The organism is Micromonospora sp. ABR4_055 (assembly GCF_056160425.1).
On the sequence record NZ_JBSWXD010000007.1, the window covers coordinates 1 to 25,277 of the forward strand.

Annotated in this window: 12 protein-coding genes; 2 read left to right on the plus strand and 10 right to left on the minus strand. The window is 72.1% G+C overall.

Going from position 1 to position 25,277, the window contains the following annotated elements:
* Both ACXAHD_RS03895 and ACXAHD_RS03900 read right to left on the minus strand, forming a co-directional pair.
* Nucleotides 1-1,003: serine/threonine-protein kinase (locus ACXAHD_RS03895; RefSeq protein ID WP_475048642.1), on the minus strand; the 1,003-nt coding region annotated here is incomplete at its 3' end.
* Between the two features lie 124 nt (nt 1,004-1,127).
* Nucleotides 1,128-2,693 (minus strand): GH1 family beta-glucosidase, encoded by a 1,566-nt coding sequence (locus ACXAHD_RS03900; protein WP_281555322.1) that lies wholly within the window; start codon nt 2,691-2,693, stop codon nt 1,128-1,130.
* Between the two features lie 917 nt (nt 2,694-3,610).
* Here ACXAHD_RS03900 and ACXAHD_RS03905 point away from each other — a divergent pair.
* Nucleotides 3,611-6,520: a glycoside hydrolase family 48 protein gene (locus tag ACXAHD_RS03905; protein WP_281555321.1), complete on the plus strand. Its 2,910-nt coding sequence runs from the start codon at nt 3,611-3,613 to the stop codon at nt 6,518-6,520.
* Here ACXAHD_RS03905 and ACXAHD_RS03910 read toward each other — a convergent pair.
* The 8 genes from ACXAHD_RS03910 to ACXAHD_RS03945 all read right to left on the minus strand — a co-directional run bounded on the left by ACXAHD_RS03910 (nt 6,499) and on the right by ACXAHD_RS03945 (nt 17,318).
* A complete protein-coding gene (locus tag ACXAHD_RS03910; RefSeq protein WP_475048647.1) occupies nt 6,499-6,660 on the minus strand; it encodes a hypothetical protein in 162 nt (53 codons plus the stop codon). The two genes, ACXAHD_RS03905 and ACXAHD_RS03910, sit on opposite strands and share 22 nt — an antisense overlap.
* Before the next feature lie 190 nt (nt 6,661-6,850).
* Nucleotides 6,851-7,855: a hypothetical protein gene (locus tag ACXAHD_RS03915; protein ID WP_475048650.1), complete on the minus strand. Its 1,005-nt coding sequence runs from the start codon at nt 7,853-7,855 to the stop codon at nt 6,851-6,853.
* 93 nt (nt 7,856-7,948) lie between these two features.
* Complete coding sequence (locus ACXAHD_RS03920) at nt 7,949-8,605, minus strand: DUF3159 domain-containing protein (RefSeq protein ID WP_281555319.1); 657 nt, start codon at nt 8,603-8,605, stop codon at nt 7,949-7,951.
* Nucleotides 8,606-8,637: 32 nt separating this feature from the next.
* Nucleotides 8,638-11,007 (minus strand): transglutaminase-like domain-containing protein, encoded by a 2,370-nt coding sequence (locus ACXAHD_RS03925; protein WP_281555318.1) that lies wholly within the window; start codon nt 11,005-11,007, stop codon nt 8,638-8,640.
* Nucleotides 11,004-12,203, minus strand: coding sequence for a DUF58 domain-containing protein (locus tag ACXAHD_RS03930; RefSeq protein WP_475048653.1), 1,200 nt, complete (start codon nt 12,201-12,203; stop codon nt 11,004-11,006). The genes ACXAHD_RS03925 and ACXAHD_RS03930 overlap by 4 nt, the downstream gene beginning before the upstream one ends.
* Nucleotides 12,204-12,215: 12 nt before the next feature.
* Nucleotides 12,216-13,211, minus strand: coding sequence for an AAA family ATPase (locus ACXAHD_RS03935; protein ID WP_475048656.1), 996 nt, complete (start codon nt 13,209-13,211; stop codon nt 12,216-12,218).
* Nucleotides 13,212-13,263: 52 nt separating this feature from the next.
* A complete protein-coding gene (locus ACXAHD_RS03940) occupies nt 13,264-15,894 on the minus strand; it encodes a fibronectin type III domain-containing protein (RefSeq protein WP_475048695.1) in 2,631 nt (876 codons plus the stop codon).
* A 341-nt stretch (nt 15,895-16,235) separates the two neighbouring features.
* A complete protein-coding gene (locus ACXAHD_RS03945) occupies nt 16,236-17,318 on the minus strand; it encodes a fibronectin type III domain-containing protein (protein WP_475048659.1) in 1,083 nt (360 codons plus the stop codon).
* A 368-nt stretch (nt 17,319-17,686) separates the two neighbouring features.
* Between ACXAHD_RS03945 and ACXAHD_RS03950 the strand changes: the two genes are divergently transcribed.
* Nucleotides 17,687-25,273, plus strand: coding sequence for an SDR family NAD(P)-dependent oxidoreductase (locus tag ACXAHD_RS03950; protein ID WP_475048662.1), 7,587 nt, complete (start codon nt 17,687-17,689; stop codon nt 25,271-25,273).
* Nucleotides 25,274-25,277 lie beyond the last annotated feature (4 nt).

Here is a 25,277-nt window from a genome sequence, read left to right on the forward strand (position 1 = left end):
GGACAGCCGGCCGCGCCGCCATCGCGGCCCGGCGCGGTGCCGGTTGGTCCGACTGGGCCACCATCGCGGCCCGCCGCAGCATCGGCCCGGCCTGCCGGGCCGGCGGTAGCCGGTCCACCAAGGTCCGGCCGCCGGGCGAAGCGCCGACCGGGCGCGGTCCGGGCAACGGGAACTCGACCATCACGCCGAGCACCGCGTGCAGGGCGTCGGCGATCTCACCGGCGGCCGGCCGCTGCGCCGGATCCCGGCTCAGGCAGGCGAGGCAGAGATCGGCGGCGGGGGCGGGCAGTCCGTCGGCGCGGGGTCGGGCCGGCGGGTCCGGTCGCTGTAGCCGGACGGCCGCCTCCCGCCAACTGCCGGCCGGTATGAGTGGTGACCCGGTCAGCATCTCGTAGCAGAGCGCGCCGAGGGCGTAGACGTCGGCCGCCGGATGGGCCGGCCAGTGAAGCAGCCGTTCCGGTGCGGCGTACGCCGGAGTGCCGAGCAACCAGCCGGCATCGGGCGCGGGTCGGCCGTCGGTCAACGCGGCGATGCCGAAGTCCAGGATCTTGGCGCCACTGGCGGTGAGCATGACGTTGCCCGGCTTGATGTCCCGATGCACCACCCCGATCCGGTGGGCGGCGGCCAGGCCGCTGGCCACCTGTGCGGTCAGCCAGACCGCAGCCTGCCAGGGCAGCGGCCCACCGGCCAGGCGGGCAGCGAGGTTCTCCCCGTCGACCAGTTCGAGGACCAGAAACGGCACCACATCGGTCTCGGTGATCGCCGCCTCGCCGTAGTCGTACACCTGGGTGACATGCGGATGAGTGATCCGGGCCGCGGCCCGGGCCTCCTGCCGACAAGCGGCCCGGACCGCTGGCGCGATCGGCGGCGTGAGCGCCTTCACCGCGACCGGTCGGTCGAGCAGTTCGTCGCTGGCCCGCCACACCTCGGACATCCCACCCAGCCCGATCCGTTCGACCAGTACGTATCTCCGGTCGAGACGCAACCCAGGACCGAACCCCATGGGCACAGTCTGTCCTGGCGCGTACCCGGCGTGGTGCGGTTTTCTGGTTACCGAGGGCGAGTTCCTCCGGAGGATGTAATCCCGGTCGTCTTCCGCGCGGCCCGGCCGTGGAACATCATCGCTGTCAGATGGCGTTCTCCGCGATCACCCGCCGGTACCAGTGCGCGCTTCGCTTGAAGATCCGCCGTTGCGTCGGGTAGTCGACGTAGATGAGCCCCCAGCGCTGCTGGTATCCCTCGGCCCATTCGAAGTTGTCCAGCAGCGACCAGACATGGTAGCTCTCCACGTTGACACCGGTGCTGATCGCCCGGTGCACGGCGGCGAGGTGATCCCGGAGGAAGGCGACCCGGCCGGGATCGTCCACCGAACCGTCCGTCGCCAACCGGTCCGGGGTGGGCAGGCCGTTCTCGGTGATCGTGATCGGCACGGTGCCGTACTCCCGGTGTACCCGGGTGAGGGCGTCGAACATGCCGTCCGGGTGGATCTGCTGCCAGCCCGCCTCCGAGGTCGGCCAGCGGCGGACCGTGCTGCCGTCTGCGGCGACGTAGAACGGGGTGTAGTACTGGACGGCCAGCAGGTCGATCGGCTCGGCGATGACATCGAGGTCACCGTCGTGTATCCCACCGGCCAGCCGGCTGGCCGGGCCGAGATCGGCGAGGACGTCCGCCGGGTAGCTGGCGAGGAAGATCGGGTCCAGGTACAGCCGGTTCTCGTAGCCGTCGTACAGCCGGGCCGCAGCGGCGGCTGCCGGGCTCGCGTCGGCTGGGTAGCAGGGATGCAGGTTGAGCGCCGGTCCGATCCGGCACGCGGCCCGCTCCGCGCGTAGCGCCTGTACGGCCAGACCGTGCGCGAGTTGGAGGTGGTGGGCCACCAGGTACGCTGCGTCCGCGTCCGGCCGGCCCGGGGCGTGATGCCCGCTGAGGTAGCCGTTCTGTACCACGGTCTTCGGCTCGTTGATCGTCAGCCAGACCGGCACCTCGCTGCCGAGGGCGTGGAACAGGATCTGGGCGTACTCGGCGAAGCGGTACGCCACGTCGCGCTGCTCCCACCCGCCGAGGTCCTGCAGGGCCTGTGGCAGGTCCCAGTGGAACAGGGTGGCCATCGGCTCGATGCCCCGCTCGAGCAGCCCGGCGACCAGTCGGCGGTAGAAGTCCAGCCCGCGCCGGTTGGGCTGACCGGTGCCGTCGGGCTGGATCCGCGGCCAGGAGATGGAGAACCGGTAGCTGTGCAGTCCGAGCTCACGCATCAGGTCCAGGTCGTGGCCGTACCGATGGTAGTGGTCGGCCGCGACGTCGCCGGTATCGCCGCCGCGGGTCCGACCGGGGGTGTGGCTGAAGGTGTCCCACACCGATTCGCCCCGGCCGTCCTCTTTGGCGGCACCTTCGATCTGGTACGCGGAGGTCGCCGCGCCCCAGCGGAAGTTGTTAGGAAAGTGCAGACCGATCGGACGTTCGGGATCGCCGCGGTGGCGGATGGCCGGGGTCGCGGAACCATCGCCTGCCGGGTCGGGCCCGGTCGCGTCGACGGGGCCGGCTTCGGTCGCGTCGGCGATGGCTCGGCCGGGGTCGGTGCCGGTGATGCGGCCGGTGCCGGCGGCGCGGCCTGGATCGCCGCTCGGATCGCCGCTCGCGGCGCGGACGGCGGAACGCTCGGCCCGGCGGTGCAGGTGCCGGCGGGACAGTACGGCCATCGGGCTCTCCTGACAGTGGTGTCCGATCCACTGCGGTGCGGCACGGGCGCGCGGATGCGCCGGTCAGGTGGCGCGGATGGGGGGATCGGCGGTGGTGGAACCGGGTCACGTCGGCCGGACGGCCGGACGGGGTGCCGGGTCGACCGATTTCCTGCCGGGTGTGGGGAAGTAGTGTGGGGACGGGGAGGGCAACCCCCGTCCCCACCATCAGTTGCTTTCACGCACGAGCGGTTTGGCGTCCAGGTCGTGCGTGACGCGCGGGAGCCGGGCCACGCGAGTGGCTCTGGATCCACCTCCTCTCCCGGGTGGTGTCTGCAGCTGCCGGCGGAGTCCGGGCTGGCCCGCCACCAGCTGTACGACCGGTAGTGGTGTGCTCCACCGGGGCGGCGGGGCACGGCAGGTACGGTGTACTCTCACGTGTTGCAACATCCATCGATGGAAGCGCTCCCATCGACGTTGGTTCTGGACTGTAGTCTCCGTCACGGGTTTGTGAAAGACCCAAAACGAGATCGAAACATGTTGGTGGCGTGAGTGAGTCCGGCCGCGCCCGACCATCGCTGATGAATTCCCTGCTCAATGCGGGTTCGTCTGGGTTCTCCGGTGGGTTGTCAAAGGTTGCCACTTGCTGCGGGAGCGCTCCCATGTAACACTGTCGACCATCGCAGGTGGGAGCCAACAGACCACGCGACAGCGGCAGCCGAGGGCATCCGACCCCGTGTCGGTACGGCGCCACGCAGTGAACCGGAGCCGCCGGTCCGGCGCTCTCCGTCGTATGCAGACCCCGGTCCGGGACGGGTCACACCCATCCGGCGCCTGGCGTCCGACGCGCTGCTCCACGACATCGCCCACCGCGCCCAAGGCGCCAAGCCGAGGTGTACCTCACTGCCTCGGCCTGGTTCGCGAGGAGAACCCCGCACATGAGATTGACCGCGACGAGACAGCGGCTGGCAATGCTCGCCGCTGGCGTGATGGTCGTCGGAGGTGTCGCCGCCGTCCCCGGCGTCGCCAACGCGGCCACCGCCTGCGACGTCGTCTATTCGACCAACGACTGGAACAACGGCTTCACCGCCAACGTGACCATCGAGAACCTCGGTGATCCGCTCACCGGGTGGACCCTGCGCTTCACGTTCCCGGGCGGCCAGCGGGTCACCCAGGGCTGGTCGGCCAACTGGACCCAGTCCGGCAACGTGGTGACCGCGACCAACGCCGCCTGGAACGGCAATCTGGCCACCGGTCAGTCAACCAACATCGGCTTCAACGGCTCGCACACCGGCTCCAACCCCCGGCCGACCTCGTTCTCCATCAACGGTGTGACCTGTAACGGCGCGTCGGAGAACCAACCGCCCACGGTCGGTTTGACGGTGCCGTCGGGGCCGTTCATCGCGCCGGCCGACGTCCCGCTGACCGCGACCGCCAGCGACGCCGACGGCACCGTCGACCGGGTCGAGTTCTACCGCAACGGGCTGCTGGTCAACACCGACACGACCAGCCCGTACCAGTACGTCATGGAGGACCTGCCCGCAGGCAGCTACACCGTGCAGGCCCGGGCGTACGACAACGCCGGCGCCAGCGCCACCGCCGAGCGGGCGTTCACCGTCAGTCCGGCCTCTGGACCGAGTCTGATCGCCACCCCGTCGTCGGTGAGTGTCAACGAGGGCGGCAGCAGCAGCTTCAACCTGCGGTTGAGCTCGGCGCCGAGCGGTAATCTGCCGGTCAGCCTTGCGATCTCCGGCGACAACAGCATCACCCGGTCGCCGTCGTCGGTCACCCTCACCCCGAGCAACTGGAACACCGGGGCGACGGTCACCGTGTCGGCCGCCGAGGACAGCGACACGGTCAGCGGCACGGCCACGATCACCGCCACGGCGAGTGGCCTGGCGCCACTGGCCATCGTGGTCACCGAGATCGACAACGACTCGCCCGGCGGCGACAACGAGTACATCGAGCGCTTCCTGGAGCAGTACGGAAAGATCAAGAACTCGGGTTACTTCAGCCCCGAGGGCGTGCCCTACCACTCCATTGAGACACTGATCGTCGAGGCCCCGGACCACGGCCACGAAACCACCTCCGAAGCTTTCAGCTTCTGGATCTGGCTGGAGGCCAACTACGGCCGGGTCACCGAGAACTGGGCGCCGTTCAACAACGCGTGGACCGTGATGGAGCGGTACATCATCCCGGGCACCGCCGACCAGCCGACCGCGGGTGTCCCCGGCACCCCGCAGTACGCTGCGGAGTACCTGCGCCCCGACCAGTACCCGTCGCGGCTGAACCAGAACGTTCCGGTCGGCACCGATCCGCTGCGCAACGAGCTGCAGTCGGCGTACGGCACCGGCGAGATCTACGGCATGCACTGGCTGCTCGACGTGGACAACGTCTACGGCTACGGCCGCTGCGGTGACGGCACCACCCGACCCGCGTACATCAACACCTTCCAGCGCGGCCCGCAGGAGTCGGTCTGGGAGACCGTCCCGCAGCCATCCTGCGACACCAAAGCGCACGGCGGCCCGAACGGCTACCTGGACCTGTTCATCGCCGAGGACAACGCCCCGGCGTCGCAGTGGAAGTACACCAACGCCCCGGATGCCGACGCCCGCGCCATTCAGGCGGCCTACTGGGCGCTGGTCTGGGCCGAGGAGCAGGGCAACGAGAGCGCGGTCGCGGCCACCGTCGCGAAAGCCGCCCGGATGGGCGACTACCTGCGCTACGCGATGTTCGACAAGTACTTCAAGCGGATCGGCAACTGTGTCGGCCCATCCAGCTGCCCGGCCGGTACCGGTAAGGACTCCGCGCACTACCTGATGTCCTGGTACTACGCCTGGGGTGGCGCCACCGACACCTCGGCGGCCTGGTCGTGGCGGATCGGCTCCAGCCACAACCACTTCGGCTACCAGAACCCGTTCGCCGCCTGGGCGCTGACCAACGTGCCGGAGCTGCGGCCGCGCGGCGCCACCGCGGTGCAGGACTGGACCGAGAGCTTCGACCGGCAGATGGAGTTCTACCAGTGGCTGCAGTCCGCTGAAGGTGCCATCGCCGGCGGTGCCACCAACAGCTGGAACGGCTCCTACGCCCAGCCTCCGTCGGGCACCCCGACCTTCTACGGCATGTACTACACGGAGCACCCGGTCTACCACGACCCGGGCAGCAACGAGTGGTTCGGCATGCAGGTCTGGTCGCTGCAGCGGGTGGCCGAGGTCTACTACGTGACCGGCGACGCCCGGGCCAAGCAGATCCTCGACAAGTGGGTGCCGTGGGCCATCTCGCACACCGAGATCGGCACCGGCGGGGACTTTGCGATCCCGTCGACCATGGAGTGGACCGGCGCGCCGGACACCTGGAACCCGAGCAACCCCGGTGCCAACAACAACCTGCACGTCGAGGTCGTCGGTACCGGTCAGGATGTCGGCGTGGCCTCGGCCTACGCCCGGACCCTGATGTGGTACGCGGCCGCCTCCGGCGACACCGAGGCCCGCGACACCGCCAAGGGCCTGCTGGACGCGTTGTACGCCAACGCCGACGCGCAGGGCTCCTCCACCGTGGAGACGAGAGGTGACTACCGTCGCTTCGACGACGTCTACAACGCCTCCACCGGGCAGGGTCTGTACATCCCGAACGGCTGGTCGGGCACCATGCCCAACGGCGACACGATCGAGCCGGGCGCGAGCTTCCTGGACATCAGGTCGTTCTACCTGGACGACCCGGACTGGCCGAAGGTTGAGGCGTACCTCAACGGTGGGCCGGAGCCGGAGTTCCGCTACCACCGGTTCTGGGCACAGGCTGACCTGGCGATGGCCTACGCCGACTTCGGTCACCTGTTCCCGAACAACTGAGACCGGTGTTGGGGGGGGGGGGGGGGAAAAAGCCACCCCAAAAACCCCCCCCCACCCCCCCCCCCACCCCCCAACCCCCTCCCCCCCCCCCCCCCCACCACCCTCTCCCCCCCCCCCCCCCCCCCCCCCCCCCCCTCCACCGCGATCCATCACCTGAACCAACACCTACGTACCGCCGCCCCACCAAACGGTCCGGCACCGCCTGACGGCGCCGAACCTCCGCAGACGGCCTGATACCCACGGTCAGGCCCGCCCGTGGTGGGTCGGCCGGGATTGGCCAACGCAGCGATCCCGGTCGGCCCACCACATCCTTGTGTTCGTCGGCTGACGTCAGCCCCGGTAGCACCGCCAGCTGTACGCGTCCCGACGACTGCCGGCCTCGGCGACGACCGGCTCGCCGTATCGACTGGCGCAGGCGCGTCGGACGTCGAGGTCTCGGTCATGAGGGGTCCACGGCCGGACGCACTCCCATTCGGTGCCGTTGCCCGGCCACTCGCGCGGCCACGCCATCCACCCGCCGCCGTGCTCCTGCTTGCAGTAACTGTCCAGCATGCCACGGAGATCGTCGCTGTTGTCCGGGCCGAGCAGCACCGGCTCGCCGCCGCCCGGCGGTGCGGCGCTGGACGCCGGCGGGTCGTCCGATGGGGGCGGGGGAGGAGCCGGGTCCGACGCGGGCTGCTCGGGGGGCACGGCCGGCGGGTCGGCCTGGCGCACCTCGGGTGACTCCCCGTTGTCGCCGGCGGCCGGCGAGGTGTCGGTGACCTCGGCCGTGACCGTCGCGGTAGGGGCGCTTTCCGGGGTCGCGGTGGGGGTGGTCGGCGAGCCTGTCGAACTCGCCGGGTTCCACAACAGTCCGTTTCCGGAGACGAACGGCGCCGAGCACAGCAGCGCCACTGCGGCGACCGAACCGGCGGCCACCACCCAGCCGTACCGGCGGGCCAGCGCGATGAACCGGTCCGGCTCGTCCGGTGGCGCGCTCCGGGACGGTGCCGGCGCGGTCGCTGCCGGTCCAGATGCGGTGCCGGCCGGTCCCGTCGGTAGTTGTGCCGGGGCGGCGGTCAGGCCCGCGACAGCGGCGGCCGCGGGTCGGACGGCTGCGGGGCGTACCACCGGCTGCTCGACCGTCGGTTCGTCGAACGCGTCGGCCGAGCGGTTCGCGTCGGCCGATAGCTGGACGATTGGCTGCTCGACCGTCGGTGCGTCCGGAACCGCCGGGCCCGGCGGCCGACCGCCAGGCAGGGCCTTCAGCTCGACGGTCGGCTGCGTGAGGGCACCGTCCGCAGCGGAGTCGCTGCGTCTGGCGCCGCGAGCGGAGTCAGCAGGTTTCTCGGCCACGGGAACGCCTGCCTCCTTGTGCGGATGCGGTCGGGACAGCGTGTCACTCTAGTCACATCAGCACCGGCCCGGGTCGTACGGGAGGCCGATTCGTCACCGTAGGTCGGCCGGTACCGGACGGCGTATCCCCGGGTGCCCGGCCGGAAGCGACCGGCGGAGCACCCACCAGCTCACCGCCAGGCAGGCGGCGACCAGCGGCCAGGCTAGCGCGACCCGTAAGGCGGCCAGCGCCATCGCCTGGTCGGCGAGATAGAGCGGGACGAAGACGGCCACCCGGGTCACGTACTGCCCGACCCAGACCCAGCTGGCCCGGCCGTACGCCCGCAGCAGCGCCGGATCCCGGCGCCACCCGGTCCGTTGACCCAGCACCGCTCCCACTACCACGCCGAGCAGCGGCCGCCGGACGACGATGCTGAACGCCCAGGCCAGTGCGCTCGCCGCGTTCGACAGCAGCTGCACCAGGAAGAAGTCGGACGCCCGCCCGGTGCGTAGCGCGATCACCGCGGCGACGCAGACGGCGAGCAGCCCGATCAGCACCGACCGGGGTCGATCACCACGCCGTAGGCGTACCCCGGCGATCACCACGCCGACCGTGACCGCGCAGCACACGCCGACCCAGATCGACTCTCCGCCGGCCACCCATCCGACGCCGAACGCCACTGCTGGCAGCGTGGCGTCGATGGCGCCTCGTCGCCCACCGAGCAGTTGCGCCAGTGACTCCGCCTGGGTGTCGTCCGATGTACCGGTCACCGTCCGCCTTCCGCCGCCGTCCTTAGGTAAGGCTAACCGTTTACTGCGGTGTTCGCGGTGGCGGCTGTACGTCGGCGACGCTCCCAGCGCAGTGGACCGGGGTCCAGCGACCAGATCACCCGCTGCCACCACGGCCGCCGGGCACGCAGCGCCGCCACCCAGACGGTGGCGTAGCCACCGGCGCGCCGGGCCTGCTCGTCGTCGGTCTGCCCCGGTGCGAAGCTGGCGAGGTTGACCAGCTCGGCCAGCGGGTCGAGCCGGGGCAGTGCCGCACCGTCCGGCAACGCCCGACCGTGTCCGGCCACCTCGCTGGCGGACATGTGCCCCCCGGCCGGGTGACCAGCCAGCCGGAGCGCGTCGACCACCTCGAGCCAGGCCCCGCAGACCCGGTGCGCGGGCAGGCCGCTGTCGAGTCGCCGGTCGCGTAGCCGGCGACGCAGCAGCAGGACGACGCCGGCCCATCCGGCCGCGCCGGCCCCGGCCACCGTCGCCGCGACGACGCCGAGCAGCCAGCCGGACGGCCGACCGCCCGGCGGTGCGGAGGCCGCCGAGGGCGGTGTCGACGGCGTCGGGTCGACCGTCGGTAGCACGGACGGCGCCACAGACGGCGTCGGCTCGTCCGGTGCCGGCCGGAACTCCTCCTCGATCGGGCGCGGCGTACTGTCCGGTCGGGGCAGCGGATCGAACGGCACCCAACCGACACCGGAGAAGAGCACCTCCGGCCAGGCCACCGCGTGCCTGCCGTGCACCGTCGCGTCACCGGACGGCACCACGAACCCGACGACCACCCGGGTGGGTAGCCCCATCAGCCGGCTGAGCAGCGCGTAGGCAGCGGCGAACTGCTCGGAGGTGCCCTGCTGGCCGCCGGCGTCGCGCGGCCCGAAGAGGAAGAAACCCAGATTCGGGTACGCGTGCCCGCTCGGCGCGTCGGCGACAAGCTGGTAGTGGTCGGCGAGGAACTGCTCGACGGCCAGCGCCCGCTGGTACGGCGCACCGTTGTCCCGGGCGAGCTGCTGGGCGAGCCGACGGATCTCCGCCGGCACCCCGTCAGCCACCCGCAGGGTCCGGGCCACCGACTCCCCGGCCGGCACGTCTGCGGTGGTCAGCGCGTTCAGCGGTGGTCGACGCGGCACCGAGTCGACGGCGTACGTGACGCCGGGAGTGAGACCCTCGGGGTGCAGCAAGGTGCTGCTGGCCCGGTCGTAGGCCACCCGGACGCCGTCGACCCGTACCGGGGCGGTGATCGCGGGCAGCAGCCGGCCGGACAGCTCGGCCACGGTGATCTCCTGGCGTACTGCGTCTGTCGACGAGGCGTCGGTTCGCGACGCCGCAGCGTCCTCGACCGGCGGCAGCACCCGGCCGGCGTTGCGATAGGTCCCGCCGACCCGCCAGGTGACGCCGTCGTAGTCGTGCAGCACGGCCAGAGTCAGCCGTAGCGCACCGTCTGCGGTCGGACGCGGGCCGGCCCCGGAGGCTTGCGGCCCGTCCACGGCCGGAGGCGGTGACGCGCCGACCCGCAGGTCGAACAGCGGCTGATCGGGATTGAGTGCCCAACCGGAGATCCTGATCAGGGGATTCTCGTCGAGGATTTCCACCTGCGGTGGTGCGACGTAGCGGCGTGGGTCGACGTCGGTCGTCGCGATCCGGGCCACCACCCACGGGGCGCTCACCGCCACCAGCAGCAGTACGGTGGCCGCGCCGGCGAACGACACCGCCGCCGTCCGCAGCCGTACCGTCGTCAGCGCGCCACCACCGCCACCGCTGCGCGGCCCGGACGGCTGGTTGACCGTTGCCGCCGACCCGCTCCGCCGGGCAGCGGGTGCCGGCGCCGCGGTGACCAGCAGCCCGACCGCCGCCGCCGCGACGAACAGCAGCGCCGGCCACCGGGCCGGCTCGGCGTTCGGCCCGACCACGAACGCCGCCGCGCCGAACAGCAGCAACGGCGGCAGGCAGCCGAGCAGCATGCGCCGGGCCCGCACCGCGAGCTCGGTCGCGGTGAAGCCGGCGAGCCAGCTGGCCACGACCGGAACCACCACCGTGTCCGGCACCGCCTCCATCGGGATCATCGCGGTCAGCAGCCGGGGAACCCCGTTCGCGGCGGCGTCGGCGAGTAGCCGGGTCACCGGGCCGGCCAGCTCCGCCCGGTCCGCCGCCCACCATCCGGCGGCCAGCAGGTAGCCACCCATCAGCAGGACGGACAGTGGAGCCACCTGCCAGTTCGGCAGCCGCCGGGCGCACGTGCCGACCAGCACCGCCGCCGCGCCGGCACCGGCGATCAGCCAGCTGGCCGCCGCCCCGTCGTAGATTCGGCCGAGCAGGACCGCGGCTGACCCGGTCATCGCGATCAGCGCCGCCGCCACCGCACCGAGACGCGCCAGCCCGGTCGTCCGGTCACCGGTCACCGGTCACCTGCCGCATCCCAGCCGGCGGCGAAGCTGACACCGTCGGCCGCCTCGACGAACAGCACTCCGGCCAGCCCGGTCGGGGCACCCAGCGCCGGTGCCCCGCCTGCCGACGGGTCGACGGCGCCGGTGATCCGGCCGACCAGAATGGTCGCGAAGACTGCGCGCAGCGCACCGATGCGGGCGACGGCATCCGGATCACCGGTGCCGGCCAGATAGACCAGCGTGTCGCCGGGCCGTTGCTGGCGCAGCTGGTCGCAGACCTGTCGGACCGGGTCCTCGCCGGTCAGCCGGTCGGTCCCGGCCAGCGTGACCTCGGCCAGCCGGTCCAGCGGGTGCCGACTCGGCGTGCCGTCCGGCGGCGGCTGGTCGACGACCATCCGCAGCAGCACCGGAAGGTCGGCCCGGGTCGCCGCGTCGACCACCGACGCCGCCGCCTCACAGGCCGACTCGAACGTCGCCGACGCCCCGTCGGCGTGGTCGTGGTACGCGACCGTCCGGTTGTCCAGCAGCACCACCAGCCGGGGCATACTGGTGTCGACGTGTTCCCGCACCATTAGCTGGCCGATCCGGGCGCTGGTCCGCCAGTGCACCCGGCGTAGTTCGTCGCCGACGACGTACTCCCGTAAGGAGTCGAAGGTGATGCTGCCGTGCGGTACCCGGTCGATCCGGCCGTCCAGGCTGCGGGCGATCCCGGCCGGCACCGCGCGCAGTGGATGCACCTGCGGCCGGACCCACACCCGGACCGGTTCGCCGTCCACGCGCGCGACGGCGACCAGGCCGAACGGGTCGCGGCGGAGCACCCGCAACGGGCCGACCGGGAGCACGCCCCGGCGATCGGTGGGCACCGGATAGCGCACCGTGGTCGTGGCGCCGGAGCGCAACCGGGCCAGCGGCACCGGGATCCACCGCCGGCCGCACCGCTCCTCGGCGAGGACGCTCGCCGCGCCCCAGCGCCGAAGGTTGCCGACCTGCAGCGTCACGGTGCACACGTCGCCGCGGTTCACCCGGTCGGGTTCGACGGTACGGCGTACCGACAGCCGGGGCTGCCACAGCGCGTAGCCGGCCGCGTAGCCGACCACCGTCAGACCGGCGGTGCCGAGCAGCGCGAGCTCCGGATAGCCGAGCACGGACCCGACGGCGGTGAGCAGCGCGGCGGCGACGCCGAGGCCGAGACAACGGGCGGTGACGTTCATGGGCCGGTCGGCTCAGACCCCGGCCGCTGCCGGCTGGCCGGCCGGCAGCGGCACCGGGACCGACCGGACCACGTCGGCGAGCACCTCGGCTGCCGTGACGCCGCGCAGTTGGGTGTCTGCGGTGAGTAGCAGCCGGTGCGCGAAGACCGGCTCCAGCAGGGCCTTCAGATCCTCGGGCAGCACGAACCCCCGGCCGCCGATCAGCGCGTACGCGCAGGCCGCCCGGGTCAGGGCGATCACCCCGCGTGGACTGACCCCGACCCGGATCTGCGGGTGTGTCCTGGTCGCGGCCGCCAGCCGCACCGCATACCCGTACAACGGGTCGGCGATGTGCACCCGCTGCGCCAGTTGGATGAGCCGGCCGACGGTGGCCGTGTCGGTCACCGGCTCGAGTGCCTCAGGGGACCGCAGGGTCGCCCCGCGCAGCACCTCGATCTCGGTCTGCTCATCGGGGTAGCCGACCGACAACCGGACCAGGAACCGATCCAGCTGGGCCTCCGGAAGCCGGTAGGTGCCGTCCATCTCGACCGGGTTCTGGGTGGCCACCACCAGAAACGGCCGGGGCACCGGATGCCGGACCCCGTCCACTGTGACCGTGCGTTCCTCCATCACCTCCAGCAGCGCCGACTGGGTCTTGGGTGAGGCGCGGTTGATCTCGTCGGCGATGACGATGTTGGCGAACACCGGGCCGGGATGGAACTCGAACCCCTGGGTGGACTGGTTGAAGATGGTCACCCCGGACACGTCGGCGGGCAACAGGTCGGGGGTGAACTGGATCCGACGCCAGTGGCCGTGCACCGTGGCGGCGACGGCCCGTGCCAGGGTGGTCTTACCCACCCCCGGCACGTCCTCCAGCAGGACGTGGCCCTGCGCGAACAGGGCCGTCAGGGTCAGTCGCACCACCTGCGGTTTGCCCAGCACCACGGTGGAGATCTCACCGGCCAGTCGAGCGGCGGTCGAGGCGAAGCCGGTCACCTCGTGGGGCGTCAGCTGGGTGGTCGTGGTCACTGCGGCTGGTCTCCTCGCCGGGGTGGATCGGTGGCTGCCCAGGTGGGCGGGGTCAGCAGGTGGGCAGCTGGTTCAGGTCGTCGCCGCCGGCCAGGTTCAGCCAGGCCCACGGGATGTAGTTCTTCCCGCTGTACTCCACCCGGATCCACCAGGTGCTGGCCTTACCGCCGTTGTAGATCCAGGCGTCGACGTGCCCGCCCTGGCGGCGGCACAGCGCGGTCAGTCGGGTGCCGTCGGGCACCCAGCCGACCTGGCGGCTGTTGTCCTGCTCCGGCACGGCGAAGATCTCGTTGCCGTTGCGACCGGGAACGTCGTCGTCGCAGTAGGTGCGTTGCCCGCCGTCCGGACCGTTGACGCAGGTCGCGATGCCGTACAGGTCCGCGGTCGCCCGGCTGTGGGTGGCGGTGCCGGTGCCGGCCGCGTTGCTGGCCCGGACGGTGAACCGGTAGGACCGTCCCGGGTAGAGTCCGCCGACCCGGATGCTGTTGCAGCTGCCGGTGACGGCCGCCGCGCCGTCGGCCGCCGCGCTGCAGCTGACGTTCCCGCCACCGGCGTCCACCGAGAAGCTCAGGGTGACCGCGTTGGTGCCGGCGGTGGCACCGGTGACGGTGACCTTCGGCGCGGCGACGGTACGGGCCGTCGTACTCACCGACGGGCCGTCACCGGCCTCGTTGACCGCATGCACCGAGACCGTCACATCGGCCCCGTCGCCCAGCCCGGTCAGGGTGACGACGGTGCCGTCGGCAACCTCGGTGCGCTGGTCGCCGGCGGTCACCACGTACCCGGTGACCGGACGCCCGTTGTCCGGTGCCGGCGACCAGCCGACCCGCAGGGCACCCCGCTGGTCGGCCACGGTGGTCGCCTCGACCGCCGCCGGCTCGCCGGGGGCCGTGTAGGGCACCACCGAGTTGCTCAACGGCGACGCTGTCGAGTTGGCTCCCTGGTCGCTGACCGCGACGACGGTGAACGCGTACTGCGTGCCGTAGTCGAGCGAGCCGGGCGGGAGGACCAGCTCGGTGCCGGAGACGTCGCCGACCGGGGCGGTGGCCTCGGCCGATACGGCGGTGACCGTGTAGCCGGCGATGACGTTGCCCTGGCCGTCGGCGGCCGGCCAGCTCACCGCGACCGAGCCGTCCGCGCGGGCCTGCGCGGTGACGTTCACCGGGGCGTCGGGCACCTCAGCGGTGGGAACGACCGGGTTGGACTCCCGCTCGGGCCCCGCGCCCTCGGCGTTGACCGCGTGGACCGAGAACCGGTACGTCTCGCCGTTGACCAGCCCGGTGACCTCGAACGACCGTTGGTTGGCCCCGACCTCGAAGCTGCGGCCGTCGCCGGTGACCACGTACCGCTGGATGCTCGCGCCGTTGTCGGCCGCCGGCTGCCAGCTCACCCGCACGGTGGTGTCGCCGGCTGCCGCGCTGACCGCGCGGGGCGCACCCGGCCGGCCGACCGTCGGCTTCGGCGGTGGTGGCGGTGGCGGTGGCTCCGGCGGTGGGTCACCGCCGAGGATGTCGTTGGCGTACTTGTCGACCTGCCGGACCTCGTGGGCGTCGGTGACGACCCGGGCGGTGGCCGCGTCGGGCGCGTTGATGAACAGGTGGTTCTCCCGGACCTCCAGGTCGAGCGGGCCGGCGGTCTCGGTGACGTCGATCGACGCAAGCAGCGCCCCCGCCCCGTCGAACGCGAGGATCTCCCGGCTGCGTTCGTCGGCGCAGTAGACCCGGCCCGCCCAGCTGACGGCGGGACGGAGCGCGGATCCGCTGCCCGGCACCGACAGCTGCCGGACCCCGTCGTCGTCGACCAGGACGATGCGTCGCCGTTCGGGCACGGTGACCGCGACCAGGCTGCCGGTCGTGCGGGCCGGCAGGACGCCCGGACCGTCCAGGTCGAGCGGCACCTCGTGGCGGTCCCCGCCGCGCAACAGGGTCAGCGCGCCGGCCGTCCGGTTGAGCACCGCGACGCCGTCGTCGAGCGCGGAGATGGCCAACTCGTTGCTGGGCGGGGCGACCGCCACGGTCCGGATCCGGGTCGGCCCGGCGGTTTCGTCGGTGGCGTCCGCATCCTGCCCGGCGGCGGCCGGCTGGGGGATCGACGAGTCGAAGACGGCCTCCGCCGAGCCCTCCGCCGAGCCCTGCGTCGGGTCGCTCGGCAGCGGCGCTGCGGTGATCGCCGAGACGGTGCCCTCGCTCGGCACTGCGATCCACAGCCGACCGGCGCCGTCGAAATGTCCACCGGCGATCCCCGGCGGGTAGCGCACCGGGTCGCCGACGGGCCGCAGTGACCTGGGGTCGATCTGGCGAACCACGCCCTGGACGGCGTCGATGACGAAGGCCGCGTCGCCCTGCATCGCCACGCTCACCCCGAACCCGGTCGTGCTCTGGACGGTCGCGCCGACCTGCAACGTGGCGAGATCGAGCGAGCTGACCTTGCCGGTGGCCAGTTCGCGCAGGATCAGGAACTGGTCCGTCTGCAGCACCTGAGTTTGGCGGCCCTGTGCGTCGGCGACCTCGACCCGGGTGTCGACCCGCCCGGTGAGCCCGTTGACCCTGGCCAGCTCGCTGCGGGCGGAGCTCCACAACCAGGAGCTCGCGTCGTAGCCGGCCGCCGCGTGGTCGGCCGCGCCGAGCCCGAGCACGGTGAGCCCCATGCCGACGACGAGCGCGGTGACCGTGCCGACGGTCACCAGCGTGCCGCGGCCGCGGCGTCGTCGGCCGTCAGGGCTGGGGCCCCGCCGTGTGCCGCCGCCGGCTGTGCCGCCGGCTGTGTTGCCGTCGCCCGTGGTGCCGTCGCCCGTGGTGACCACAGTAGGTCGCCTTCCGCCCGTCGGTCGTATGGTGTCCGTCGCCCGTATAGTCGGTCGTCGCCGGCCCGGGGCCGCTCCCGACGCTGGGCCGGAGGCCATCCTAAGGGGCCGTCACGCTGACCGGAAACCGCTCTGGCAGCCCCTGTGGACAACGTCGGACGGGATTACCGAAGAACTGCTCGGAAATTCATGTTTCCGCTGATCAACATGGAGTTTTTCGACTAGTCCGGGTCGGCTGTCCGACGGTCGGTGCAGACCTGGTCCGAGGGGACGTACTCGTCGGCGGAGTAGACGGCGAGCACCGCGAAACAGTAGTCGAGTTCGGGATTCAACCCGTTGACGGTGAATACGGTCTGGCCGGGATTGACCGTGGCAAGTGCGCCGAGTTGTTGTCCGCTGCGGCCACTTGCGACGATGAACGGCACCGTTCCCGCGGTCGGGTCGGACCAGGCCAGCGTCACGGCCGTGGTGTCGTCGGTCAGCCGCAGGGCGGTCGGCGGGTCACCGGCCGCGGTGCGGTCCGACCCCGGACGCCCCGGCCCGGTCGGTGTGGTGGTCCGCCCGTCGAGCAGGACGGTGACGCCCACGATGACCACGACCACGGCGGCGATGACCGCGGCGGCTGCGGCGCCGACCGCGACGACGACCGGTAGGGACCGCGACGGTGCCGCAACGCTGGCGGCCGGTCCGGTCCCGGCGGCGGGTAGCGGTAGCGGTCGATCGACGGCGGTTGTCGCCTCCCGGTCGGAAGCCGGAGGCGTCGGTGCCGGTGGTGCCGGTGGTGCCGGCTGGGCCGGTGGTGCTGGCTGGGCCGCTGGTGCCGGCCGGTCTGGCTCGCGCTGAGCAGCGATGGAAGCCGGATCGGCCGGGGCGACCGGTGAGCCGGCCAGGTACTCCCGGGCGGCCCGGACCTGCCAGTGGTCGTCGCCGAGCTGCGCCGGGCCGGCGGCGGCGACTCGGGAGAAGTTGCGGCGGGCCTCATGCCGGTTGCCCAGTTCTTCGGCGAGCGTCGCGAGCTCGTACGCGATGGCCAGCATGACCGGCTCCCGGTCACCCAACCGTAGTTCGCCTGCTGCCAGCGACTCCTCCAACAGCCGCCGGGCGGCTGCCGGGTCGCCGGCCTCACGTCGGAGACGGGCCAGTAGGTGCGCAGTCCACAGAACCTCCGGTTCGTCCGCACCGAAGGCGTCACGGGCCGAGTCCAGCGCCCGCAGCAGGTATCCGCACGCGCCGGCGAGGTCGCCGCCGGCACGCATGGCGGCCGCGTTGTCGCGGACACCGACGAGGAGGGAAGGCTGGGCCACCTCGCCATGCTGCCGGGTGCCGTCGGTCCACCCTGCCCCGGGGTACCCAACGGCAACATCGGGAGTCTGGATCCAAGTCCACGGATCTACTGTCTGTCCGTCCGATGTGACCTGAGTCACCGGATTGTTTCGGCGGATCTGGCCATGTTGCCGGTTGCCGTCGGAAGCCGGGCAGTTGCCCTGGTTCTGCCCGCACCGGGTTGGCGTTATTGGTCGACAGAGTTCACACGGTCGTAACTGATCGCCGCTAAGTTTCTCCGAAGAGTGACATCGATTGATGCGGAATATTCGCTCTGAGCTGCCGCAACGGTGGATCCTCCGGCGGTCAGCATCGAATCCGGGACCACTGCTCACGAAGCGGGAGTCTGATGAGTACTGCAGTCGACATGCGTGACCTGGTGATCGCCTACACCCCCTGCGGCGAGGTCGAGTCGAGCCCACGCATCGCCAGCGCGGTCCGCCGGGGCGGCGGCACCGGCGTGCTCGACCTGGCCGGAACCCGGCCACAGGTCCTGCGCGCAGTGGAGCAGCTGGCCGCCTGGTCGGACGGACCCATCGCGGTCCGCGTCCCGGCGAGCTGTCCGGCCTCGGTGGACGACGTCGAACGGCTCGCCCCCGGCCAGATGGAGCTGGTGGTCGTCACTGGCGAGCTGCCGTGGGACCTGTCCGGACTGGTGACCCGTTACCGCGTACTCGCCGAGGTGACCAGCCTCGCCGCGGCCCGGACCGCGGCGGCGGCGGGTGTGCACGGGCTGATCGCCTGCGGCATGGAGTCCGGTGGTGAGGTCGGCGAGCTGAGCACCTTCGTCCTCGTCCAGCAACTCACCGCCGCCGACCTGGGCGTACCGGTCTGGGCGCTGGGTGGGATCGGGCCCTACACGGCGGCCGCCTGCGTGCTGGGCGGTGCCGCTGGCGTGGTGCTGGACAACCAGCTCGCCCTGATGCCCGAGTCGGACCTGCCGGCCGACGTACTGGCCGCGATCCGGCGGATGGACGGCTCGGAGAGCGTCCTGGTCGACGGCTACCGGGGGATCCCACGGGCTCCGCGCCGGCCGGGCGCGGCCGGTGTCCCCGCCCGCGCCGACCTGCTGCCGGTCGGCCAGGACGGCTGGCTGGCCGCCGAGTTCGCCGGCCGCTGGTCCGACACCGCGGCCGCGGTCCGTGGCATCCGCGAGGCGATCGTCGACGCGGCGACCGACGGCGCGGCGGCCGAGGTACTGCGCCCCGGCGGTCCGTTGGCCCGGGACCTCGGACTGCGGGTGCCGGTCGCGCAGGGCCCGATGACCCGGGTCAGCGACGAGGCCGGCTTCGCCGCCGCGGTCGCCGCCGACGGGGCGCTGCCGTTCATCGCGCTGGCACTGGCCACCGCCGAACGCACCGAGGAGATGCTCACCGACACCGCCGCCCGTATCGACGGACGGCCCTGGGGCGTCGGTGTGCTCGGCTTCGCGCCCGAGGAGATCCGTGCCGCCCAGCTCGACGTGATCCGGCGGATCCGCCCGGACTTCGCCATCATCGCCGGCGGCCGCCCACCACAGGCCAAGGAACTGGAACGGGAAGGGATCCGGACCTTCCTGCACGTGCCGTCACCGGGGCTGCTGCGCCAGTTCCTGCGCTCCGGTGCCCGCCGGTTCATCTTCGAAGGCGCCGAGTGCGGCGGCCACATCGGCCCCCGGGCCAGTTTTCCGCTGTGGGAGGCGCAGCTCGCCGTACTGGCCGAGCACCTGGCCGGCGCGACGCCGGAAGAGGCGGCCGAGATCCAGGTCTTCTTCGCCGGCGGCATCCACGACGACCGGTCGGCGGCCATGATCGCCGCGATGGTCGCCCCGCTGACCCGGCGAGGCGTGCGGGTAGGGGTGCTGATGGGCACCGCCTACCTGTTCACCGCCGAGGCCGTCGCGCACGGCGCGATCCAACCCACCTTCGCCCGGATGGCCCGGGAAGCGACCCGGACCGCGTTGCTGGAGACCGCACCCGGGCACGTGACCCGGTGCCTGCAGAGCGACTTCGTGGACGACTTCCATGCGCTGCGGGTCGAGCTCGAGTCCGCCGGCCTGGAGAACCGCCAGGTGTGGGAGCACCTCGAGCTGCTCAACGTGGGCCGGCTGCGGATCGCCAGCAAGGGCAAGCGACGCGACGGCGACGCGCTGGTGGACGTCGACGAGGCGGCCCAGCTCAGCGAGGGCATGTTCATGGCCGGTCAGGTCGCGGTGCTGCGGGAACAGGAGACCACCGTCGCGGCGCTGCACGGTACGGTCACCGACCAGGCGGTCGCCTTCCACACCGCCCGGTCCGAGCGGCTGCGGGCCGACTGGACCCCGGCCGAGCCGGCGGAGTCGGCGGAGCCGCTGGACATCGCCATCGTCGGCATGGCCTGCATGCTGCCGAAATCGCCGGACCTCGCCGCGTTCTGGCGTACCGTGCTGGACGGCGCCGATGCCGTCACCGAGGTGCCACCGCACCGGTGGAACCCGGACATCTACTACGCGCCCGAGGTCGGTCCCGGTCAGACCGGCCGGTACAGCGTCTCGAAGTGGGGCGGGTTCCTCGCCGAGGTGCCGTTCGACGCCATCGGGTACGGGATTCCACCGTCCGCCCTGGCCAGCATCGACCCCACCCAGCTGCTGGCCCTGGAGGTCTCCCAGCGGGCCCTCGTCGACGCCGGCTACACCCCGGGCCGCGACGGGGTGGACCACTCCCGCACCGGGGTGATCTTCGGAGCCGAGGCCGGCAGCGACATGGGGCACGCGCAGACGCTGCGGACCATGCTGCCGGCCTACCTGCCGGAGGTTCCCGGAGAGCTGGACGAGCAACTGCCGACCGTCACCGAGGACTCGTTCCCCGGCATCCTGGCCAACGTCATCGCCGGTCGGGTCGCCAACCGGCTCGACCTGGGCGGCCCCAACTACACCGTCGACGCGGCCTGCGCCTCGTCGCTGGCGGCCATGGACGCCGCCTGCAAGGAACTCGCCAGCGGCGGCAGCGACCTGATGATCTGCGGTGGCGCCGACCTGCACAACGGCATCAACGACTACCTCATGTTCACCTCGGCGCACGCGCTGTCTCCGACCGGGCGGTGCCGTTCGTTCGACAGCGCCGGTGACGGCATCGCGCTCGGCGAGGGCGTCGCCGCCGTCGTGCTCAAGCGACTGTCCGACGCGCAGCGCGACGGTGACCGCGTCTACGCGGTGATCAAAGGGCTCGGCGGGTCCAGCGACGGACGGGCCCTGGGCCTGACCGCGCCCCGGGCAGCCGGCCAGCGGCGGGCCCTGGACCGCGCGTACCGGCAGGCCGGGGTGTCGCCGGCGCAGGTCGGCCTGATCGAAGCACACGGCACCGGCACGGTGGTCGGCGACCGTACCGAGCTGGAGACGCTGACCACGGTGTTCAGCGAGGCGGGTGCCACGCCCGGCAGCTGCACTCTCGGGTCGGTCAAGTCGCAGATCGGGCACACCAAGTGCGTCGCCGGTCTGGCCGGTCTGATCAAGGCGACCCTCGCGCTGTACACCGGGGTCCGGCCACCGACCCTGCACGTGACCCGACCCAACCCGGCCTGGCACCCCGACCGGAGCCCGTTCGCCTTCGAGACCTCGGCGCGGCCGTGGGCGGCACCGGCCAGCGAACGCGTCGCCGGGGTCAGCGCCTTCGGGTTCGGTGGCACCAACTTCCACGCGGTGCTCAGCGCCTACGCCGACGCACCCGAACCGCGACACGTACGCGACGAATGGCCGGCCGAGCTGTTCTGCTTCCGGGCCGGCGACCGGGCCGGCACGCACCAGGCGATGCGGGCGCTGCTGGGCACCATCGACACCCGCGACGCGCTGGGCCGACGTTGGCGGTTGCGTGACCTCGCCGCCGCCCAGTCCCGCCAGGCTGAGAACCGGTCCGGCCCGGTGCAGGTCGCCATCGTCGCCAGCGACCTCGACGACCTGGCCGGACTGCTGCACCGGGCGATCGCCGGTGAGCACGATCCGGCGCGCGGGCTGTTCCAGCCGGCTGAGCCACCGGGCGCGGGCGGCAAGGTCGCCTTCCTCTTCCCGGGCCAGGGCAGCCAGCGCCCGGGCGCACTGGCCGACCTGTTCGTCAGCTTTCCCGAGCTGCGGCGGTTCCTGGACATCGGCCGCGACTACGTCGAACCGCTCTTCCCCCCAGCCGCGTTCGACCCCGAGTACGACCGGGGTCAACAGGACCGGGTCCGGGACACCCGGATCGCCCAGCCGGTGCTCGGCATCGGTGGGCTCGCCGTGCATCACCTGCTCGGTCGGCTGAACGTTCGGCCGGACCTGGCCGGCGGGCACAGCTACGGCGAACTGGTGGCGCTGTGCGTCGCCGGTGCCTTCGAGGACCGGACACTGCTCGAGCTGAGCCGCGAGCGCGCCGACGCCATCCTGGCGGCCGCCGGCGCCGATCCCGGCACGATGGCCGCGGTGGCGGCCACCGCCGAGCAGATCGGTGAGGTGCTGTCCGGCGCCGGGCTGGCCGGTGAGGTGGTGCTCGCCAACCACAACGGCCCGCAGCAGGTGGTGATCTCCGGCCCGACCCCGGCGGTGCGACGCGCGGTGTCCGTACTCAAGGAGAAGGGTCTGTCCGCCCGGCCGATCGCGGTGGCCTGTGCCTTCCACAGCCCGGTGGTCGCCGACGGGGTCACCGCCTTCAGATCCACCCTCGACGGGCATCCGGTGGCCGCACCCACCGTTCCCGTCTGGTCGAACAGGACCGCCCAGCCCTACCCGGGTGGTGCGGACCAGATCCGCGACGAACTCGCCGCGCAGATCGGTGCCCCGGTGCGGTTCGTCGACCAGATCGAAGCGATGTACGCCGCCGGGGCCCGCGTCTTCGTCGAAGCCGGCCCTGGCCAGGTACTCACCCGCCTGGTCGACGCCGTCCTGGGTGAGCGCCCGCACGTGGCGGTCGCCTGCGACGGTCGGCGGGCGGACGGACTGCGTGGTTTTCTCTGCGCCGTCGCCGAACTGGCCTGCGCCGGGGTTCCGGTGCAGACCGACTGGCTCTACCGCGGCCGGCGAGTCGCCGAGATCGCACCCGCTCCGCCGTCTCCCCGTCCGGTCTGGACGGTCGACGGTCAGCTGGTTCGCGACCAGCATGGCCGGCCGCTGCCCGGCGGCATGACGCCTCCCCGACAAATCAAGGAGCTGTCGATGAGTGCATCCACCGAGGCCGGAAACGGTCGTGGTCTCGGCAACGTGTCCGGAAACGATCCCGGCAACGACGTGGCGCATGTGTCCGGTAACGGCAACGGGGTCGCGCATGTGTCCGGCAACGGCAACGGACATGGCAACGGCAACGGGATCAGCCCTCTTACGTCTGCCGGTGCCCGGCACGTGCCCACAGCAGGCTACCGGGACGGGCGCGACGAACTGATCAGCGAATTCCTACGGACGAGCCGGGAACTGATCGCCTCTCAGCGGGACGTGATGCTGGCGTACTTCGGGGAGCGGCCACCAGCCGGCAACGGGTGGGCCGAGGCCGGAGTGTACCCGTCGATGATGGCCCAGCCGGCGATCGCCGCGCCGAGTAGCTACCCAGAGGTGGTCGTGCCAACCAGCACGCCCCCGGCGACCGACGTTGCGGCCATCCCGGCGTCGCCTGCCGAGACGACGGCTTCGGCGGCACCCGCCGTACAGGCTGCTCCGGCGGCACCCGCTGTCCAGCCCACCCCGGTGGTGCGCGAGTACGTGCCAGCGGAGCCGGCGGTCCGCGAAGCCGTCACCGCGCCGGTGACGGCCCCGACGGAGCCTGCGCCGAAGGCGAAGGTGACCGCGACGGTCGCGGTGCGGCCGGCGGCGTCGGTGGGGGTGGCGCAGTTCCAGGAGGCGATCCTGGAGGTGTTGAGTGAGCGGACCGGGTATCCGGTGGATCTGATCGAGTTGGATCTGGATCTTGAGGCGGATCTGAGTATCGATTCGATCAAGCGGGCTGAGGTTGCTGGTGAGGTGGCGACCCGGTTGCGGTTGTCGGTGGATGGTGACGAGTCGGAGTTGGAGGAGCTGGTTCGGGCGCGGACGGTGCGCACGATGGTGGCGTGGTTGGCCGAGAAGATGGCGGCTGATCAGACACCCGAGGCGGCGCCGGCTGTACCTCCGGCTGTCGTCACGACCGCGGCGTCCGCGCCTGCTGCTGCGACGCCTGCTGTGCCCGCGTCGTCCCCGGCTGCCGGATCGGTGGGGGTGGCGCAGTTCCAGGAGGCGATCCTGGAGGTGTTGAGTGAGCGGACCGGGTATCCGGTGGATCTGATCGAGTTGGATCTGGATCTTGAGGCGGATCTGAGTATCGATTCGATCAAGCGGGCTGAGGTTGCTGGTGAGGTGGCGACCCGGTTGCGGTTGTCGGTGGATGGTGACGAGTCGGAGTTGGAGGAGCTGGTTCGGGCGCGGACGGTGCGCACGATGGTGGCGTGGTTGGCCGAGAAGATGGCGGCTGATCAGACACCCGAGGCGGCGCCCGCGGCTCCTGCGGCGCAGCGGGCTGGGTCCGGCCCGGACAACGGTACGGCCCCACGTCGACTCGTCGCCCGGCCGGTTCCCGCCACCGGCGCGGTCGTCGCGCCGGAGGCGCTCGCCGGTGCCCGGTTCCTGATCACCGGCGGGTCGCCCGCCCTGGCACCGCTGGCCGAGCAGCTCGCCCAGCACGGCGCGGCAGGCGCCACCGGCACGATCCACTCCGGTGAGTCGGACCAGACGGCCGGCTACGACGGCGTGATCATCCTGGACGGGCTGAGTGACAGCGGCGGACCGCTGCTGCCCGGCATCTTCCCGTTCATCAAGCAGGCCCTTGCGGCGGGTGTGCGGTGGCTGATCGCCGCCGGCACCGCCGGTGCGCGTACCGACGGATTCGCCGGCCTGTTCCGGACCATCCAACGCGAGTACCCGCAGGTCTCGGTGACCTATCTGGAGGTACCGGCAGGCGCCGACCACAATCAGCTTGCCACCGGCCTGGTCACCGAACTGCTCAGTGGCGGACAGACCCCGATCGTCACCTGGTCGGCGACCGGCCGGCAGACCGTCGACTTGGCCGCGGTCGATCTCGGCCCGCTCGCTGCGGGCGGTGCCGGACCGGCCGGTGACGGCGTCGCGGAGACCCAGGCGATCGGTCTGGACCAGGACTCGGTCGTGGTGCTCGTCGGTGGTGCCCGGGGCATCACCCCATGGTTCGCCCGTACCTTGGCCGCCGCCAGCCGATGCCGCATCGAGCTGGTCGGCCGTACCCCACTGTCGCAGGAGGCGGAGTCCCCGGCGCTGGCCGCCGCGGTGGACAAGCCGGCGTTGCGGGCCGCCCTGGTCGCCCAGGGGATGCGCGCACCGGCGGAGATCGACCGTACGGCCACCGCGATCCTGGCCGCACGCGAGGTTCGCGCGACCCTGGAGGAGCTGCGGGAACTCGGCAGCCAGGTGCGCTACCACAGCCTCGACGTCACCGACGCCGACGCCACCCGGCAACTGCTCAAGGAGATCCACGGCGAGCACGGCCGGATCGACGGTCTGGTCTACGCGGCCGGCCGGATCGAGGACAAGCTGATCGCGGAGAAGGATCCGGCGTCTTTCGACCGGGTGTTCCAGACAAAGGTGCAGGGTGCGGTGACGGTGCTCGACGCGCTGCGCGACGGCGCCGATCCACGCTTCGTGGTGCTGTTCGGCAGCATCGCGGCCGCGTACGGCAACCGGGGTCAGAGCGACTACGCCGCCGCCAACGACGCGCTCGACCGGATCGGTGGCCGCTGGGCGGCCGGCACCGGGGTGCGCTGCGTGACCGTGCACTGGGGGCCGTGGGCGCCAGGCTCGGTGCACGGCGGGATGGTCAGCGCGGAACTGAGCCGGGAGTACGCCCGCCGGGGCATCGACCTGATCGATCCCGAGGAGGGCGCGCTGAGCCTGCTACGCGAGCTGGCCTGGGGCGACCCGGCGGTCACCTCGGTGGTCTACACCGCCTCGGGATGGTGAACCA

Bases quoted from the DNA above. Each gene is read 5' to 3' on its own strand.
- ACXAHD_RS03900 (WP_281555322.1), bottom strand. From the start codon at position 2,693: ATGGCCGTACTGTCCCGCCGGCACCTGCACCGCCGGGCCGAGCGTTCC.
- ACXAHD_RS03905 (WP_281555321.1), top strand. From the start codon at position 3,611: ATGAGATTGACCGCGACGAGACAGCGGCTGGCAATGCTCGCCGCTGGC.
- ACXAHD_RS03930 (WP_475048653.1), bottom strand. From the start codon at position 12,203: ATGAACGTCACCGCCCGTTGTCTCGGCCTCGGCGTCGCCGCCGCGCTG.
- ACXAHD_RS03950 (WP_475048662.1), top strand. From the start codon at position 17,687: ATGAGTACTGCAGTCGACATGCGTGACCTGGTGATCGCCTACACCCCC.